Annotated in this window: 10 protein-coding genes; 2 read left to right on the top strand and 8 right to left on the bottom strand. The window is 45.8% G+C overall.

Features of this window, described 5'->3' with window-relative positions; genetic code table 11:
• Positions 1-354 precede the first annotated feature (354 nt).
• Both udk and C5S62_RS12910 read right to left on the bottom strand, forming a co-directional pair.
• Positions 355-972, bottom strand: coding sequence for a uridine kinase (gene udk, locus C5S62_RS12915; protein ID WP_104405732.1), 618 nt, complete (start codon positions 970-972; stop codon positions 355-357).
• A 97-nt stretch (positions 973-1,069) separates the two neighbouring features.
• A complete protein-coding gene (locus C5S62_RS12910; protein WP_104405731.1) occupies positions 1,070-4,423 on the bottom strand; it encodes a family 20 glycosylhydrolase in 3,354 nt (1,117 codons plus the stop codon).
• Positions 4,424-4,552: 129 nt separating this feature from the next.
• On the opposite strand from C5S62_RS12910, the gene C5S62_RS12905 reads away from it, so the two are divergent.
• The gene (locus C5S62_RS12905) at positions 4,553-5,089 is read left to right on the top strand and encodes an HD domain-containing protein (RefSeq protein ID WP_104405730.1); all 537 of its coding nucleotides are present in this window, start codon (positions 4,553-4,555) and stop codon (positions 5,087-5,089) included.
• A 466-nt stretch (positions 5,090-5,555) separates the two neighbouring features.
• On the opposite strand, the gene C5S62_RS12900 is transcribed toward C5S62_RS12905, so the two are convergent.
• The 4 genes from C5S62_RS12900 to C5S62_RS12885 form a co-directional block, all read right to left on the bottom strand.
• Positions 5,556-6,341, bottom strand: a complete 786-nt coding sequence (locus C5S62_RS12900) for a polysaccharide biosynthesis/export family protein (protein WP_104405729.1) — start codon at positions 6,339-6,341, stop codon at positions 5,556-5,558.
• A 274-nt stretch (positions 6,342-6,615) separates the two neighbouring features.
• Entirely contained in the window at positions 6,616-8,058 is a 1,443-nt protein-coding gene (locus C5S62_RS12895; RefSeq protein WP_104405728.1) for a glycoside hydrolase family 57 protein, read from the bottom strand.
• Positions 8,059-8,073: 15 nt separating this feature from the next.
• Positions 8,074-9,357, bottom strand: a complete 1,284-nt coding sequence (locus C5S62_RS12890; protein WP_104405727.1) for a glycosyltransferase family 4 protein — start codon at positions 9,355-9,357, stop codon at positions 8,074-8,076.
• A gap of 135 nt (positions 9,358-9,492) precedes the next feature.
• On the bottom strand, positions 9,493-11,445 hold the full coding sequence (locus tag C5S62_RS12885; protein WP_104405726.1) for a glycogen debranching enzyme N-terminal domain-containing protein: 1,953 nt from the start codon (positions 11,443-11,445) through the stop codon (positions 9,493-9,495).
• Positions 11,446-11,828: 383 nt separating this feature from the next.
• Here C5S62_RS12885 and C5S62_RS12880 point away from each other — a divergent pair, with 383 nt between their 5' ends.
• Positions 11,829-12,533, top strand: a complete 705-nt coding sequence (locus C5S62_RS12880) for a Crp/Fnr family transcriptional regulator (protein WP_104405733.1) — start codon at positions 11,829-11,831, stop codon at positions 12,531-12,533.
• Positions 12,534-13,017: 484 nt separating this feature from the next.
• Here the strand turns inward: C5S62_RS12880 and C5S62_RS12870 are convergent, their stop codons facing one another.
• The gene (locus tag C5S62_RS12870; protein ID WP_104405724.1) at positions 13,018-16,875 is read right to left on the bottom strand and encodes a TIM-barrel domain-containing protein; all 3,858 of its coding nucleotides are present in this window, start codon (positions 16,873-16,875) and stop codon (positions 13,018-13,020) included.
• Between the two features lie 335 nt (positions 16,876-17,210).
• The gene (locus C5S62_RS12865) at positions 17,211-17,447 is read right to left on the bottom strand and encodes a hypothetical protein (RefSeq protein WP_104405723.1); all 237 of its coding nucleotides are present in this window, start codon (positions 17,445-17,447) and stop codon (positions 17,211-17,213) included.
• Between the last annotated feature and the right edge of the window lie 466 nt (positions 17,448-17,913).

Below are 17,913 nucleotides of genomic sequence, written 5' to 3'. Positions count from 1 at the left end.
AAATATTTTTAAGAAACAACACAGGGCAACTTTTAAAACAATAAAAAACTTTTTTTAACAAAGTCATGAGCATTTCAAATCAAGAGAAAAATCCATCCCGAAAAAATAAGACAAAAAGCTCATAAAACCACTGAAAACTTAACATATAAAACAAAAAAAGCCGTACATTATAAATATGCACAGCCTTTTCCGATTATCTCAAGCCAACACCTTCAAACAATAGTTATTTCATTAAAATCGATAACGATCGAGCCATCTTGTTTTTAACATTTTATTATATTAAAAAGCTCTCAAATGTAACATAAAGTTAAAGCAGAAACATCTGAAAGGCCTCTTTTTGCGTTAATAGAACCTTCACTCCACGCGTTTTAAGGCTGACATAATAAATTGCTTCATCAGACGGATTGCCCGGGCATTTTCTCCTCCATTAGGAATTATAATATCCGCATACTGCTTCGTCGGTTCTATGAACTCATCGTGCATAGGCTTAAGGATATTGCGGTATTTTCCGATAAGCATTTCAAGTGGATGTCCCCGTTCGGCAATATCGCGTTCAATAACCCGTAAAAGACGTTCATCAGACTCAGCATCAACAAAAATCTTCAAATCCATCTGTTCACGCAACGACTTGTCATAAAGCGTCATTATGCCCTCTACGATAATGACATCCCGCGGCTCCACGTGAACGGTTTCCTCTAACCGTGTACAAGTTATATAGGAATAAGTGGGTTGTTCTATAGGCCTTCCGGATTTCAATTCGGCTATCTGATGAGCCAACAATGGCCACTCAAACGCATCGGGATGATCAAAATTCGTTTTCTTACGTATTTCCAACGGCAGATGCGTCTGATCATTATAATAAGAGTCTTGTGGAATGACAGCAACAGATCCTTCCGGCAAACTCTCCACGATCTTTTTCACTACAGTAGTCTTCCCTGAGCCAGTGCCACCAGCTATACCTATAATCATCATAATATATTTTTTAAGTTGAATAAAGATTTTTCGTATTAAACCTACGGACAATAAATATTGCCGGCCACATTATTACAAGAAGCTACCCGCCCCTTATTTATTTCACAACGACTTTAACACTGCCCACAGTCGTATTCACAACATAAACACCCGTCTTCAAACGTGTACCTGCATCCAATTCACGACCGTCAGCCGTAAACAACTGAAAAGGAACAGAAGACGATACACGGCCGTTCACCACTTGAATACCGACATCGGAAGATTGTTCCGCACGGTCAATGCCTGTCGATGTATCCTGTGTTTCCACCAAAGTAAAATCATATTGACAACCGGAGTCGGTAACATTATCGCCACCGCCATAATTGAAAACATTAAAGCCTAATTGCGCATTGTTGGTCTGATTAAACTGGCTTGTTCCGCTCACTATAATAAAACAGCCGTCAGTAGCTGCGGGTTTAAACTCCCAGCCGTCGGAAGGCTCGTTTCTCACGGTAATGAGTGCCGTGTTATGATCAGAATCAGGCGAAACAAAGGTTTTGTCAACACGGTTAACGATGTTTATTTTACCGTCAGGACGCGCGACAAACTTCCAAGTTGAAGCTCTGCTTGCCACTGCCTCACCAACAAGAGCCCTCCCCACTCCTTTCGAGGTCGGATAACGGTTTTCTCGCAACGGTGTACTGAACCGATACCAATAAGTCGTTTTTTCATTGCTTACTTGGGGTTCAGGAGGAAGTTCCACTCCCGCAATCGTATATTTGCATCCGACATCAGTGACGTTATCACCGCCGCCCCAATTGATAATCCGGCCGTCATTGCCCTGATGAAACTGCACATTGCCTGAAGTCATGATAAAATATCCCACCTCATCGGCCCTTGAGAGTGTCCATCCCTTGGAAGGCTCGGCGGTGACCGTCTTCAGGGGAGTACCGTTTGCGGCCACCGGCGATACGAATGTTCCGTCGGCCGCATTGACAATATTACAAGAACCGTCGGCCCGAGCGGTAAACTTCCATGTGGCGCTCTTTCCACGAGAGGTTTCACCCATAATACCTGCTCCCGCTCCTTTCGATGTCGGGTAACGATTCCCGCGCAACGGTGTGCTGAGAGCATACCAATAAGCCTCTGTGCCTGTGCTCATCTGCGGTTGGTTAACCTTACTGTCTGCCATGACCGCCTGTAATTCGCCGAAAGCGTCAGACAGCCGCAGTTTTTGTATGTCACGTTCCTCCAACGACATTTCCTGCGAAAGAGTAGCCTTTATCTCTTCCATCTTCCGGTTGATGCCTTCACACAAAGACATAGGGTAATACCCCGGCATCCCACTGAAATTCGCATGTATGAAATTGGATATCTCATCAATCAAGAAAGCCACTCCGTCTGCCGCGGCGTCTATGCTTTTCACCGGAGAGTATATCAGCCCTTCAACGGCATTCTTTCCCTCCTTATCTGTAAGAACAAAGGTAAACTGCCACTTGTCGCGTCCGGTTCCGCCGCTGTTGACATGCGGTAATTTCAGGAACACTTTGTTCCACCCCTTCCGCAAAGTGACAGGCACTACGGGACGTGCCGTGAAGTTCTCATTTGCCAGTCCGATAGTGGCATGATCCTGCGGAATGTTTACTCCCGGCTGTGTCCATACCGGTGCGGGAATTTCCTTGCCGTTAAGCCATACGCGTGAACCGCGACGATCCCATTCGCCTGCTTCGGGGGCCTTCTCGCTACCCGAACGGCTATAGGTATAGAACTCTATCTGGGCACCCACTTCCTGCTCTGCCGGCGAGTAGACGTAAGTCCAGGCATAAGCCGTCTGGTTGCCGGCAGGACTGGCATAAAAGGAAGGCACTGTGGGATGCCATATATGACGGAGGTATATACCGGCCCCTGTAGCCAGAGTCGTACCGTAAGTCTTTCCCTCATAATCAAACTGTTCAGGCAGCAGATCGCCCTGAAACTGCTCGGGCGGAAGCACTTTGGCCTTGTCTCCTCCATTGGGGAAAGGCGCAGTGATGCGCCATCGCACATTGGTTTGCCTCACGTAGGGAATGGGCTCGTCTTTCAGCGAGTGCCCCTTATGAAACAGGAAGCGGCGCTCAAAATCGGCAAACTCCTCAAACTCCTCACCGCTGTTGGGCAATGTTGTCCCTCCCGTTTCGATGTATTGTTTTCCGCCGCCTATCCATGCGCGCTCGGCCGAAGCCAGAATGTTTGCATAAATATTATTCTGTCGTACGATATCGGTTTCAGTAGCCGTTTTGGTGTCGTTCCATGCAGCCGAGATGGTTCCGGCCACATCGGGATTGCCCTGTTGCTCATAATATATATTACTTTTATAAATGCCCACCAAATCGGCATAAACGTCAAAATGGTTTGTATAATTGTAACGACAGTCAATATTGGGCAGACCTGCCACTTTCTTGCCGGAAGTAGCCCACATCTGTGTCATGTCAGCCATAGCCGCTGTCGGCGGACCGGCCACCAGACGGTTCCACACCACCACTCTGCGCCCTTTGCCGCGAACGTAACGAGCCATTGTTTCCAGAAAATCGGGATAAGTTATTCTGACCTCGTCACCTCCTATATGAATATAGGGAGCATCAGGAAAAGCCTCCACCACTTCGTCCAGGATTTTCTTCAGCGCCTCTACCCCCTGGTCGGTCTGCATGCTGAAGCCCATGGCTTTGGTAAAGACATCGCTGTGTCCCGGCATATCTATTTCAGGAATTACCGTCACCCCGCGCTCCGCCGCATAGGCTTGGAGCTCGCGGCATTGTTCCTGTGTGTAGTATTGTCCGGCATAGCGTATCATATTTTCATCGGCTGTCAGTTGCGGATAGGCCTTCACTTCAAAGCGCCATGCCAGTTTTTCCGTAAGATGCCAGTGAAATACGTTCACTTTGAAACGTGCCAGAAGGTCTATCTCCTTCTTCAATTCGTCAAACGACACAAAGGAGCGTCCCACATCGTGCATGAAACCTCGCAACTTGAAAGCCGGCCAGTCGGTCATCGACAGGGCTTCAAGCGCGGGCATTCCGCCGTCATAGCCTTCGGCCAGCTGCGCCAATGTCTGTGCGGCACGGATGACACCGGTCGGCGTAACGGCCTTTATTGCCACGGCATCGGCCGAAATGTCCAGCGCATACGCCTCATTGGGAAAATCCGCCAGCACATAATCATGGGCGCCGTCGATCCTCCCAACCAGTTCCACCGTCACTCTGGCTGCGGCCCCGGACTTCAAGGTACAGCCGTGAGCTGTAAAGAACATGCTCAGAGCCGTACAGGCCGTAGGGTCGCTGATGCTTACGGCACGGCCAAGCGAAAAAGGCGGCTGCCCGGCGGCAGGCACCAGCAAGTGCGGACGGGGCAGCAAGTGTATGATTTTGGCCTCGACGGGTAAGGTTGTCAAAGCTGCACTAGTCACCAACAAAGCGGAGTAGAGAATTTTCTTCATAAGAATAATATAGACTTAACGGAAGCAAGGATAGGAACTGGAAGCAAAGATAAATATTTTTTACCAAAAACAAGGTTTCCATGCCAAAAGTTGTATTTTTGCGCAAACAACCCTCTCAACACACCTTCAATGACTGCTGAAGAAATCATCCGCCAATACTATCCCGCCGACAACGAACTGCGCCGCCTGTTGCTTCACCATAGCCGCCAAGTGGCCGGAAAAGCCCTCGCTGTGGCCGACCGCCATCCCGAACTGCATCTCGACCGCGAGTTTCTGCACCGCGCCGCCATGCTCCACGACATCGGCATCTTCATGACCGACGCACCGGGCATACACTGCCACGGCAAAGCGCCCTATCTGCTTCACGGGCGTCTGGGCGCCGAAATCATGCGCAGCCAGGGCGATGAAGCCGTGGCACGAGTCTGCGAGCGACACACGGGCACCGGACTGACCGCAGAGAACATTGCCGAACAACGGCTGCCGCTTCCTCCGGGCGATTATTGTCCGCAAACACTTGAAGAGCAAGTGATATGCTATGCCGACAAGTTTTTTTCGAAAAGCCATCCGGAGTGCGAACGCACAGTCGAAGCAACCGTCAGGAGCCTGAAAAAGTTCGGCAACGACGGGGTGAGCATATTCCTGAACTGGCACAAACGTTTCGGATAACCAGTTTCCCTCTACCAAGCATTTGGATCATTTTCAGAGGCTCCGGACTTTAACATATTTAACTTTCCGTTACATTCCGATATGTTAAAACATAGGTTGCAAGTGATGAAACGGGAAAAGTCCGTATTGAAATTTTAACACGAATACTTGGAATTTAAATTCCAATACGGCGAATTTCCTATGAAAATACGGCGGAAACTTACGCAAAAAGACTTGAAAAAGACCGGAAAAGCGGGACTTCCCGATGGAAAGTCCCGCTCCGCTATTACAAAGATACAACATTTTACGCCTGAAAACAAATTGTGTTAAAACGGCAGATTGCCTCAAAACAAGCATTACCTGCAACGTAAAAGCATCTTATTGAAGACCGGTCAGCAAACACACAGATATAAAAAAAACTTCCGCCGGCATTAAGGGGAAACCGGCGGAAGTTACAAATTGTATGATTGCTTGGAACTTTTCCGTATCAACGGAAAATAAGAATACCGAGGCTGATAAGCACTGACGAAACGGAGAGCCAGGTGGAAATGGAGCGGACGCTGTTGTCGTTGTTCGTTGACTGTCCCTGACGTACCTTGTTAGGTTCAACCACCACCACATCATTCTGGTGAAGATTATAAACCGGAGAATTGAGCAAATCCTTCGAACGGATGTCAACATAATAGGTTTTGGTCAAACCATTTTCCTGACGGAGCACCAGTATGCGGTCGCGGCGGGCTTGTATTGTAAGGTCGCCACACTGCCCGATGGCCTCAAGCAGAGTGATGTTGTCGCGATTGACAGACACGCGGCCAGGATTTTTCACTTCTCCCAAAACAGTGATGAACTGATCATAGGCGCTCACCGTGACAATGCCGTCGCGAAGTTGTCCCTGACGCAACATGTCCTGTATCTTCACTGCGGCATCCGATCGCGTCAAACCGCCTATCTTCACACGCCCAAGCGTAGGTATGTCCACACATCCTTGTTCGTCAAGTGTGTAGAGGGCAATCTGATTACTATAAGTCCGCGCAGCCGAACCGGCCTGAACCGTAACGATGGGCAAATTGAACTGTTGGGCAATCTCCGGAGTAGCGCTGCTGCTGACAATGATGGAAACCTTATCGCCGGCACATAGCTTCAACGGTTCAAGACTCTGGGTCGTAATCTGATCACCGTTGGCAATGTCTTGAAAATAAAGTACTTTCTCGCGTGTTTTGCAGGATGTGAAAAGGCAAGCCACGCACACAAGGATGGGAATAAGTCTCTTCATTTTATTACAATAATAATTTTGATGATGAAAGCAAAACCGGGGCAATTAAGTTCTCACTGTTATTTCGTAAAAAAACAGCCCCTGAATTCCGAATGATTATGCAAAATTAGCACTTTATTTTATAATAGTAGATTTATTAAGACTAAAAAAGCGTATCCCTCTTTTCTTTAGAATTGTTTAAGAAAAGAACGGATACGCACAAAAAGAGAAAAACATCTCGGAAACAGGCAGACATCACTCAGCGGCTGATTAAGAAAAATCTGCCAATCCTCTCTTATTTACTGTCTTTAGCCGGAGTTTTTTCTGAGGTTTTCTTAGAAGTAGCCTTTGCTGCAGACTTACTCTTGGCTGAAGCCGTTTTCTTAGCGGCCGAAGTCTTTTCCGCAACCGGTTTCGCAGCTGAAACAGCCTTCTTTTCCTTTTCGAATTTTGCCAGCATGTGCTGAAGCTTTTCGATTTCCTTATCTTTCATTTCAAGCTCCTCATCCTGATTCTTGATAGTTGTCAGAAGAGAGTTAAGCTCTTCATTCTCGATTTCGGCAGGATAGAGATTATTGACACGGTTGGTAAAGTCTCCCAAGATGTTCATGTAATTGGTAAAAGCATCGTAAGGAGAATCGTAAATGCCACGGTAGCCACCATAAGAATTAGGCTTTGTGCTCATGAAGCGAAGATTGTTGGAAGCTTGCAGGTAGTCCCAATCCTGCTTAAGGCGACGGTCCTGACAAATGCGGACACGGTCGGCCACACTATAAAGTTTCTCAAAAGCTTCACGCTGCATGACATTACCCAACCATGCCGACATATCGCGTTCTTCGTCAACCCATGAAGTGGGATATTCTACATTAAGGTCGCCCGACGACTTGAACTTCGCGCATATTTCGGAGGGTGTGGAAAATACGACGCCGCGCTCTTTGAGCTGTGCGGGAAGCGCTTTCATGAATTCCAGAATATTCGATGAAAGCGGCTGGAAAATGCCTAAAGCACACAACTCCATAAAGAGGTTGATGACTTGTTCTTCTTCAGGCAACTGAGCAATCCAATTGGCATACTTATCGGCAAAGAGAGGATATTGGCTCCACGAAGAATCGTTGAAACGGAAACTGATATCCTCCGACAGACTATAGTCGCGCAACAACAGTTTTAATTTCGGATTGCGGTTGCAATTATATACGAAATGAGGACTCTTCCATCCTAAAATATGCTTGGAACCTTCGGCCAACATACCTTTAAAGCCCATATCGGCCACAAGCTCACCTATCTCATCGGAGTAAATAAGGCAGGAATTACGGAAGATCTTGGGATCCTGTCCGAAAAGCGACTTTACCTTATGGCATAAACGCCGAACCTCCTCCTTGAAACACTCCGGACTGGCCAACGAGGAAAAGCCATGGCTGTAAGGTTCGGCAAGGAATTCCACACAACCGGTGTCGTTGAGTTTCTGCAAGAGCTCAATAACCTGAGGCGCATGATTCTCAAGCTGTTCAATGGCACAGCCCGACAAGGAAATAGCACATTTGAAATAACTGCCATACCTTTCGGCCATTTCAATAAGTGCGTTGATTGCCGGCACATAGGAACGGTCCGCCGTCTCGGTTATGGAACGCGCATTCTCATAATCGTCATAATAATAATGGTCGGTACCAATGTCAAAGAAACGGTAACGCTTCAAATGAATATTCTGGTGTATTTCAAAATAAAGGCAAATGGTTTTCATAATATACGCTTTGGCTTAATGATTGTAGTTTACAAGAATTTGGCTATAAATGTTGTAGATGCGTTGTCCTACCTTCTCCCAAGTAATTTGGTCGACTTCTTTCTTACCTTCTTCCTGAAGATAAGTATAAAGGCCTTCGTTGGCACAGATGGAATACATGGCATCTGCCATAGCATTGATATCCCAATAGTCCGTCTTGATACATTTATCAAGAATTTCGGCACATCCGCTCTGATGGCTGATGATGGAAGGAACACCGCATTGCATGGCCTCTAGCGGGGAGATGCCGAAAGGTTCGCTGACAGAGGGCATCACATACACATCACTATCGCGGAAAGCCTCGTATACTTGCTTTCCTTTCATAAACCCCGGAAAATGAAAACGGTCTGCGATACCGCGCTGTGCTGCCAACTCAATCATGGCATTCAACATATCTCCCGAACCAGCCATGCAGAAACGTATGTTGCGTGTACGCTGCAAAACCAATGAAGCAGCCTCAACGAAATACTCCGGTCCTTTCTGCATCGTGATACGACCCAAAAACGTCACCACCTTCTCTTTCCGTTCACGGGCAGGTTTGCGCTGCGCCACGATTTGTTGAATTTCTTCCGAAAGCGGATAAACAGCATTATGCATGGCTATACATTTGGCCGGATTCTGATGATAATGGTTGATAACCGTCTGACGGGTCAACTCCGACACACACATGATACAGTCGGCATGGTCCATACCGTCTTTTTCTATACTGTAGACCGTAGGATTGACATTGCCGCGCGAACGGTCGAAGTCCGTGGCATGCACATGAATGACCAAAGGTTTGCCGCTGACATGCTTGGCATGTATGCCCGCCGGATAAGTCAGCCAATCGTGGGCATGAATAATATCATACTCCTGCTGCCGGGCTATGACTCCTGCCACAATGGAATAATTATTGATCTCATCATGAAGATTGTCAGGATAACGACCGGAAAACTCTATACATCCCAAGTCATTGGTCTGCCGATAACTGAAATCAGCATAAATATGGTCGCGCAGAGCGTAATACTGCTCAGGCGACATTTTATTGCCCAAACGCTGCTTGACATAGTCATAATCAACATCACGCCAAACAATCGGAGTTTCACTCAGACCGATAATATTCATGAAACTTTTGTCCTCATCTCCCCAAGGTTTTGGGATACAAAAGGTAATTTGCATGTCTGGCTGCTTGGCCAAACCTGCTGTAATGCCGTAGCTGGCAGTTCCGAGTCCGCCCAGAATATGGGGAGGGAATTCCCATCCGAACATTAATACTTTCATACGTATTAGCTTTAGTTCAACTGATTGTAACAACTGTAACGGAACATTCTCCTTATCGTGAAGTATAATCCGGTCTATTTAGCTATAAGACACTTAGCAACCAGTTAAATGTTTTTCTTCTTCAAGTTTTAAATCTCAATCAACCGAATATTTATCAAGCATGCTGAGTGCACGAAGAATGCCACTTACATTCATAGCAAATGAAATGGCGCCACGACCGCTGAAACGTGGATTCCCATCAAACAGTTCAGGAATTGTTCCGACACAATGGTAGAATAATTCTTCTTCAAACCCGATAAGCTGACGCTCGATATAGTTGACCCCGCTCATTTTGTACACACGAAGATAGGCCTCCAGATAAAAGCCAGTGAGCCAAGGCCATGCGGTTCCTTGATGATAAGCATAGTCACGTTGTATCTGCGGCCCGACGTAGAGTGGATTATACCCTCCGCTTTTGGGAGATAAGGACCGAATGCCTTTAGGAGTCACCAATTCTTTAGTGCAGATATCCAGAACACCCTTACGCTCCTTGACATTAAGCGGCGAATAATCCAGCGCTATAGCAAACAATTGATTTGGACGGACACTCCAATCCATCATCATACCGTCTACATAGTCAAGCAGATATCCGTACTCATTGAGAAAAACCTCCTTAAAGGAAACAGCCACTTTCTCAGCTTCTTCGGCACATGCTTTAGCTTGTATAACATCTGCCTCGCCGCCATTTTCGTTGAGTATCTGTTCGCAGAATTTCAAAGCATTATACCACAATGCGTTAAATTCAACAATATAACCGGAGCGGGGTACTATGGGACGACCGTCCACTGTTGAATTCATCCAGGTAATGGCACGGTCACGACCGTTAGCATAAAGCAAACCATTATCATGCACAAAAAGGTTGGTATGCCGCCCGTTCCATATAAACTCCATGATATCCCACAGCAAACGCCCGTATTTATCGTAGAACTGCTGATGTGAAACAACCTTGTGGTATTGCTGTAAGCACCAGATAGCCCACAAAAGAGTATCAGGCTGTTCCATTTCATAAATAGGAACATTTACAGCCTCCTTATTGATATAATTACGGATTGCCACAGCCGCGGTATCCATATATTTCTCATATTGGGAAACTTCTCCTATTGACAAAGTCAAGCCCGGCATGGAAATGAACGTATCACGGGCACGGCACTTGAACCACGGATAGCCTGCCAATATATAGTGTCCATCATTTTTCTGAACTTTAAATTGATGGGCGGCGTTAACAAGACAATGATAAAAACTGTCACGTTTATCATGAGTGTCAATAACGGTCTGCATGGAGTTATCCAAACGGCTAGGAGCTAACTCGTTAAGAGCTGCAGAAAAAACAACCGTCTGCCCTTTCTTAATCGGCAGCTCAAAATAACCGGGAACAAGCAAGTCCTCCGTTGCGTCATAGCCTCGCTCACGCTCCTTGGGATAGTCTAATCCACGATACCAATCAGGCTGATAATGGAATTCCGACTTGACGTTAGTCTGCATAAACAGATCGGGATAACCGGCATACAAGCACATTTTAATACCGTTCTTCACCGAGTCATAGCCATTATTTGCCGTACTGTTTTCGTGGGTCCACTGCCGTACGCTGCGGAATGCCAAAAACGGACGCAAACGCAATGTTGTGGCGGAATGAGCCTGTAGAAGAGTATAACGGATATAGAAACGATACTCACCAGAATCAAAGGCTATTTCTTTCTTTAGCATAACGCCTCCGATACGGTAAATCCATGTAGGCACCTTCTCCCACTCGAAACTTACAATGTATTTATGTCCCTTCGGACTGTAATTTTCACCTTGATATTTGTGCAGTCCGAGATTAAACTCCGCTCCGTGTTGGATAACCGTTTCATCCAACGAAGAGAGGAGCACATGGTTCTCATCGTCCAATTCAGGAACAGGAACAACCATCAAACCATGATATTTTCGGATGTTGCAACCTACAAGGGTGGTGTTGCAATAGGCGCCTGACCGACTGGTAATCAATAATTCCTTAAACAAAGAATCCTGAAGATTGGTCATCTGCGCCTTGTCAAATCGTAAGTAGCACATAGGTTAGAGATTATAAGGTTTTATATAAATCACATTCTTTAAAACTGACTCGGAGCACTCCTCTGAAATAAAAGAGAAACACAGCCTGTTCTGCCAGTTCTATCAGTTGATACCCGCACGAGCAAGCTCAAAACTGATTCAATTCCAAAATTAGGGAAAATTTGTTTCTTAAAGAAATTTTTCATAGAAAAAGATGGCAGGTGCTTTATTTTTATTCATTTTCAGCTAATAATACCATTTAAGTCCATTATCCATTACGATAACAAGAAAGTTGCCGCTCAATATCATAAAAAAAACAAAAATATTTACTCAACATTTTGTTAAGCAATAAAGAATCTTTACTTTTGCGCTAATAAACTATGTTTTACAGCATATTAAATTTCATGACCGAAAAAATCGAACTGTCAAAGACTGATTTCACACATAAAATTAAAGATTTTTGGTCGCTTCTTTCGAAAGAAGAACAAGCAACAATATTGCCACACATTGTTTGTCAATCTTATAAGAAAAACGAAGCTATTTATCACGAAGGTGACAGCCCTGACCACCTGCTGTGCATTTTATCCGGCAAGATAAAGATTTTTCGCGATGGCGTGGGCGGCCGCAGTCAGATACTCCGCGTGTTGCGCCCAGGACAATATTTCGGCTACCGCGCCTCCATGGCTAAAGAGCCTTATGTTACTGGTGCCGCCGCTTTCGAACCTTCTGAGATTTGCGCCATACCCATGACGGATATCTACAATGCCATGAGAACCAATCATGCACTGTCATTTTTCTTTATCAAGGAACTAGCCACAGATCTGGGCATTTCCGACCAAAGAGCTGTAAGCCTCACGCAAAAACACGTCAGAGGACGCTTGGCAGAATCATTACTCTACCTGAAAGATGTATACGGCATCACTCCCAAAGACAAAAGCTTGAGCATTCATCTTACACGCGAAGATTTGGCAGCCTTATCCAACATGACTACCTCCAATGCCATACGCACGCTCTCCAATTTTGCAGAAGAAGGCATCATCATGACAGAAGGCAAAGATATAGTTATTCTAAACGAGGAAAAGTTGGCACGGATTTCACGATTCGGCTGAAAAGGGAGGTCCAAACATCTCAAATGTACTTATACTACGTTTTAAAAACATTGTTTGTCTTTATCTTTTAATAGAATATATTGTAAAATCAAAGCGGATATTCAACATCGGATCTCCGCTTTTTTCAGTATTTATCAAACCTTTCTAAACAGAAACGCGTTCTATCTCTGCACTAACATCACGTATTGCAATTTGAAATCCAATGCATTCGTGTTATTTTTTGATACTAGTTCTTTTGAGGAAAGAATAAAGAAATTTTCATCGAAAAGACCCTTTTTAAAAACCGCCCGGAGTGAACAGTCTATTATTTCATTGGTAATGAGACAAAATAAAAAAGACAAAACAAGAAATATCAAAACTGAAAATCAACCGAAGTACCTTATGCTTTTATTAAAGGAAATCTTTTGCAAGAAAATCCGGCTGCGATATTAATATCGCAGCCGGATTTTCTTGCAGAGTTTATATGAGAAAGCTTGGGATTTTATCAGAATTGAACCGTACCGAGATTACGGTCAACTAAAATTCCATCCTGAGCTTTCAAATTGAATTTTCCGGCTTTCTTAGCTTTAAACTTGATGGTGAAAAGGTTATGATCTCCATCTTCAAGCAAGAAATTGTTGCCGCGGTTCACAAACGTAGGATAAAGAGCCTTCTGGCCGTTAGTGTGCAGGCGGTCATAAGTGAGGTTCACCATTTCCTTCATGCCTTCCAGATCAGTACCGACATATTCAAGTTCTTGAGCATTGTAGGGCAAAGCAAAGCTAAGTCCATTGACATAGTGCAGTCCTTTACCTGAAACTTTCACTTCCACAATGTCGCCGGCAGCAAAGGTCGTTTTGCTGGGAGTGAGCACGAGAGTACCGGCTACTTTGTCATTGGAGTTGCTCACCCCGCCATCAAGTTCGGTCGTTACGATAGAAATGTCGTAAGCATCAATAAGACCATTATTGTTAATGTCTCCCAAGCTTACATAATCGAAGTCACTATCACCCTTTCGCAAACCAGTATAGTTCATGTAAGAAGTGAGATCATTCTCATCAATACGCTTATCACGGTTGATATCGCCTTGAAGCACGCTCTCAGTGTCCGCCACCTTGAAGATGTACATCTCACGGCCTGAACCGAACTTGCCGACACCTTCGGTCACAGCAAGTCTGACATAGCGAGCCTGAGGATTACCTTCAAACATGAAAGTCTTGTCGCTACCGTCCTTGGCCCATTCAAAAGCCACAGGAGATGTCCAGTTCTGCCGATCAGAGCTATAGGACACAGTTCCCTTAAGGAGGGTTCCGTTACCGGCATCTTCACGCGGTTTGTAAACCAAACGGTCAAGCTGATTAAGAGAGCGCAAATCGAGTGTCATCTCGAAAGGAACAGCCTCGCTCTTCCAGTCAGTGTGCCACTGGCTCTTTTCATCAAAATCGAAGAGTTTTCTGACAGGTGTACCTCCCTGATCCTTGCAAGTAGCCAATGCCTTAATGCCCTTTATGGCGAATTCGAGAGGATTGCTCTTAGTAGTGCCATTGGCTGTAGTCCATTCAGAATAACCGTCCTTATTAACGGCACGCACTTTAAAGACATAGTTTGTTTCAGGCGTAAGACCATCGAACGTGAACGCTGTCTCACGGATTGTAGAATGAATCATCCCACCGAATTCCACTTCGTAATAATCGGCATTGGGCACGGCTTCCCATGAAGGAGTGAGATCGAAGACACCGTTACCGGCTTCGGCAAAAGTAACCTTAGGAGCGGAGAGAGCGCCACTACTCACGAGATAACGGTCGGCAGGAGCAAACTTAAAGCCATCTATAGTAATTTCCATGTCGGCTTCAGTAACGTCATAAGTGCCCAGTTTGATGATCAACTGAGGATTCCTGGTTATTTTCTGCTTGGCAAAATCACTGCCGGGCGTAGCAAAACGGTTCCAGTCAGGGGCTGCATCGTAATAATAGAAGTTGGCGTAACTGTCAAGTTCTTCGCGGGAACCTGCAGCAGGAAGAGTCATTTTCTTTTTGCCCACCTTGAGCACCACTTTCTTGGGAGCTGCTGTCACGTTGATACGAAGTTCCGTTTCTTTATTCTTCTCAAAACCTTCAAAATCACCTACAGTCGGCGAAATATTAACGGTGAGTCTTTCCTTGTCTACCTGTGTACCGATGAGTGTGCGTGTGGAGCGGCCGTTAAGGTATTCCTGCGTTGCGCCGTCATCGTCGTATTCCGTAAACTCGGCCGAACGTTCTGCATAAATCTCATATGCGCGGTAGTTCTTGCGGATTTGCGAAGGATTGTTGCTAGGGTTGGTCATCGGGATAATGGCATCGCTCTTCACGAATACGGGAAGTTTCCACAACGGAGTTTCATAATTATTTATGAGGCGTCCGCCGGTATAGATGTCACCGTTATAATAATCCACCCACTTGCCTTCCGGCAGGTAGATACCGTCACGTATGTCATTACCGTCCTTATCCATCTTGGTATCCTTATAAACAGGTGCCACAAGGAAACTGGGACCATACATAAACTGATACTGTGTTTGCGAGCCAAGGGTAAATTCGTTGGGATAGTCAAGGAACATGGCACGCACCATCGGCTTGCCGTCTACAGCTTCAGCCGCAATACTATAGGTATAGGGCATGAGTTCCGACTTCAGTTTGAGATATGTACGGTTAATGGATGTTGCCGGTTCACCAAGCGCTTCGGGATATTTGGGATTAGAGCCCCAACCGTCCATGTTAAGTTCCATGGGAGTAAAGGTTTTCCACTGAAACTCACGCACATTTACAGGAATGTTCTTACCGCCGAAAATACCATCTGTATCAGAAGTTATATTAGGCTGTCCGGAAAGACCGGAACCGATGAAAGTCGGTATATGGAAACGGATATACTCCCAGTCACCACCGGTCTGGTCGCCACTCCAAATACCGGCATAACGCTGTGTACCGGCCCAACCGTCGAGTGAAATGATAAACGGTCTGGCGTTGGAGCCATAATAGGGCATGATCTGGCCGACGTCGGCCACACCGTTCAGTCCGAAGCTATAGCCCCAGCCTACCCATGCCACATCAGTTTTGAGCACACGGACACCGGCATCACGCACTTCTTTTACGATGTCGCGTTGCAGCAGGGCTTCTATACCCTCTTTGGGATGAAGGTCGCTTTGTGTCCAAAGACCGATTTCAACTCCTTTTGAGCGGGCATAGTCACCAAACTCTTTCAGGTTCTGTATATTCCCGTCAAGTGTGCTGGTTTGTCCATAACCGGCGCCATAACCGTCGTTGGGGAGGAACCATCCGAGCGGCATGTCATTGTTTGCATAACGGTCAATAGCGGCGCGGGCGGAGAACTGGTAGTTGCCTTTTTCGCCGTTGAGGCTTTCCTTTATGCCGCCGTTATCCTTTTGACTTTCGTTGTAGCGCTTTCCGTCCTCAAACAGCATGAAGCCGTTCTCCTTCTCCGTCCAGTAGTCGCGATTATAGGCATTAAGATGCCCCTGGTAGAAACCAAACTTCGGCAAGAGCACAGGATTACCTGTCAGTTGGTAGAAATCATTGAGCAACCCAACCGCGCCATCATTCACCATGATGAAAGCATCGAGATATTGCTCGCCATGTGAAAGGATTACCTTGTCCTTTTCCGCAGCCCCAAAGTCGTAGCGTCCGGGCTTGAATGTATGCCACATAACGCCGTAGCCTTTTGTGCTCCAGTAGAACGGTGTTGGAGAAGCGACTCCGCCATCCACCCAGTTGTTGGTGTTTTCTATGGCGATAGCCTTGCCTTTATGTGAGAAACGGCCGTTTTGCACACCGCCGCCATAGAAATACTCATCAGGCTGTGCCTGTAGCGTCATCGTGACACCTTTTTTGTCGAAAGACACAGGAGCCACTTCCTTCAATACGATTTCATTTGTCTGCTTGTTCATGACGGTGAGCAGGCCCGTTTTCCGGTCAACACTGACAATGACACGCGACGTTTCCATTTCGATATTGTCGGCATTGCTCTTCAGTTCTACGCCTCCCGTAGCGCGCCGCGCACCTCCTACGAGGATTTCTGCTGGCGGAGTGGCCTGGGGATTACGCACGATACCGCCATTGTCATCACGGAAGAGCCGGAAGATATTGGCGCCATAGAAATCGAAAGTAACATGCTTGCCGTTGGCATAAATGATTTCCACCGTAGTGGGATTAATCTTTCTCGCCCCAGCTATTTGCACAGCCTTGGCATCTTTAACAACACCAAGCGAAGGCTGAACCTGAGCCGTAGCACCCGGCACACCTGTCAGAGCTAGAGGCAGAGCCAGTGCCAAAGCGGCGCATCGTCCGGAATGGAGTTTACGATTTTTCATACTGGTATTTTTTTGATGGTTTGATTTTGTGCTTTTAATTGGAGTGGAGCAACCTATACGGATTGCATCCTTGCAACCGGTTAAGACCACAACATGTTGTTCGTCCGGCTGTTTTTCCGTTATGTTTTTAAAGTGACAAAAATAACTTTTTTTTTTCAAATAACCGCCATCAAAAAAACTGAATTATAGCACTTACGGTCTTTTCCATGTCTCAAAAAGAAATATTCAAAAAATTCCGCGTAAACAGGCAGCATTCACTCATGACACATTAAAAGAAAAGAGTCCTCAGAACCATATTGTTCCGAAGACTCCTCTGAAAGAAAAAGAATGGGGCATCATTTTCTGGAGCAATGTCCTTTCTTGGCTTTGCTACACTTCCGCTGACATTCCTTGTTACCTTTTTTGCAATCGGCACATTTGCCGTCACATTTCTTCTTGCAGTCCTTTTTGTCACATTTCTTTTCGCACTGTTCCGATTTTGCGGGACAACGGTCGCATTTGCGCACAGGCTGTTGAGCCGACATGCTTACGCAGAATATGGCCATTGCGGCCAACATCATCATTTTTTTCATAGTCCAAATACTTTTTGTGTGATATTAAAACAAGTGTGAAAGGTATCGCCGGCGAAATACCATACTGCGCCAGCCTTCACCGGCAAAGATACGGATTTTTCAGAAAACCGGCAAAGATTATTCTTCTTTAAAATTACTAAAAAACATCTTTGTTAAGATTCATATTGTCAAACACATAATCAAGACACCGATATTCCTTCATATCAGGACATCATGAAGCTACAGCCTAATATTATGGCTTTTAAGAATCTGCTTATTCCCAAAAGTTCATCCGAAAAGAGACAAGCGAAAAAACTTAAAAAATCAAGAAGTGGAACAATATTAAAAAATACGTCCTTCTCTTACTGGAAAAGGCGCGCGTAATTGCCCCCCTCGGGCACGCGGGATTTGACCCCTCGGGCATAATAAGATTGACCCCTTAAAAGTCCTGGCGGCGTGGGTCAATGTTATTTTACCTCATTTGATG

Origin of the sequence: Prevotella sp. MGM2 (assembly GCF_002933955.1) — a bacterium.
Lineage (GTDB): Bacteria > Bacteroidota > Bacteroidia > Bacteroidales > Bacteroidaceae > Alloprevotella.
The sequence above is the reverse complement of the archived record's forward strand: the minus strand, read 5'-3'. Positions and strand labels throughout refer to the sequence as shown.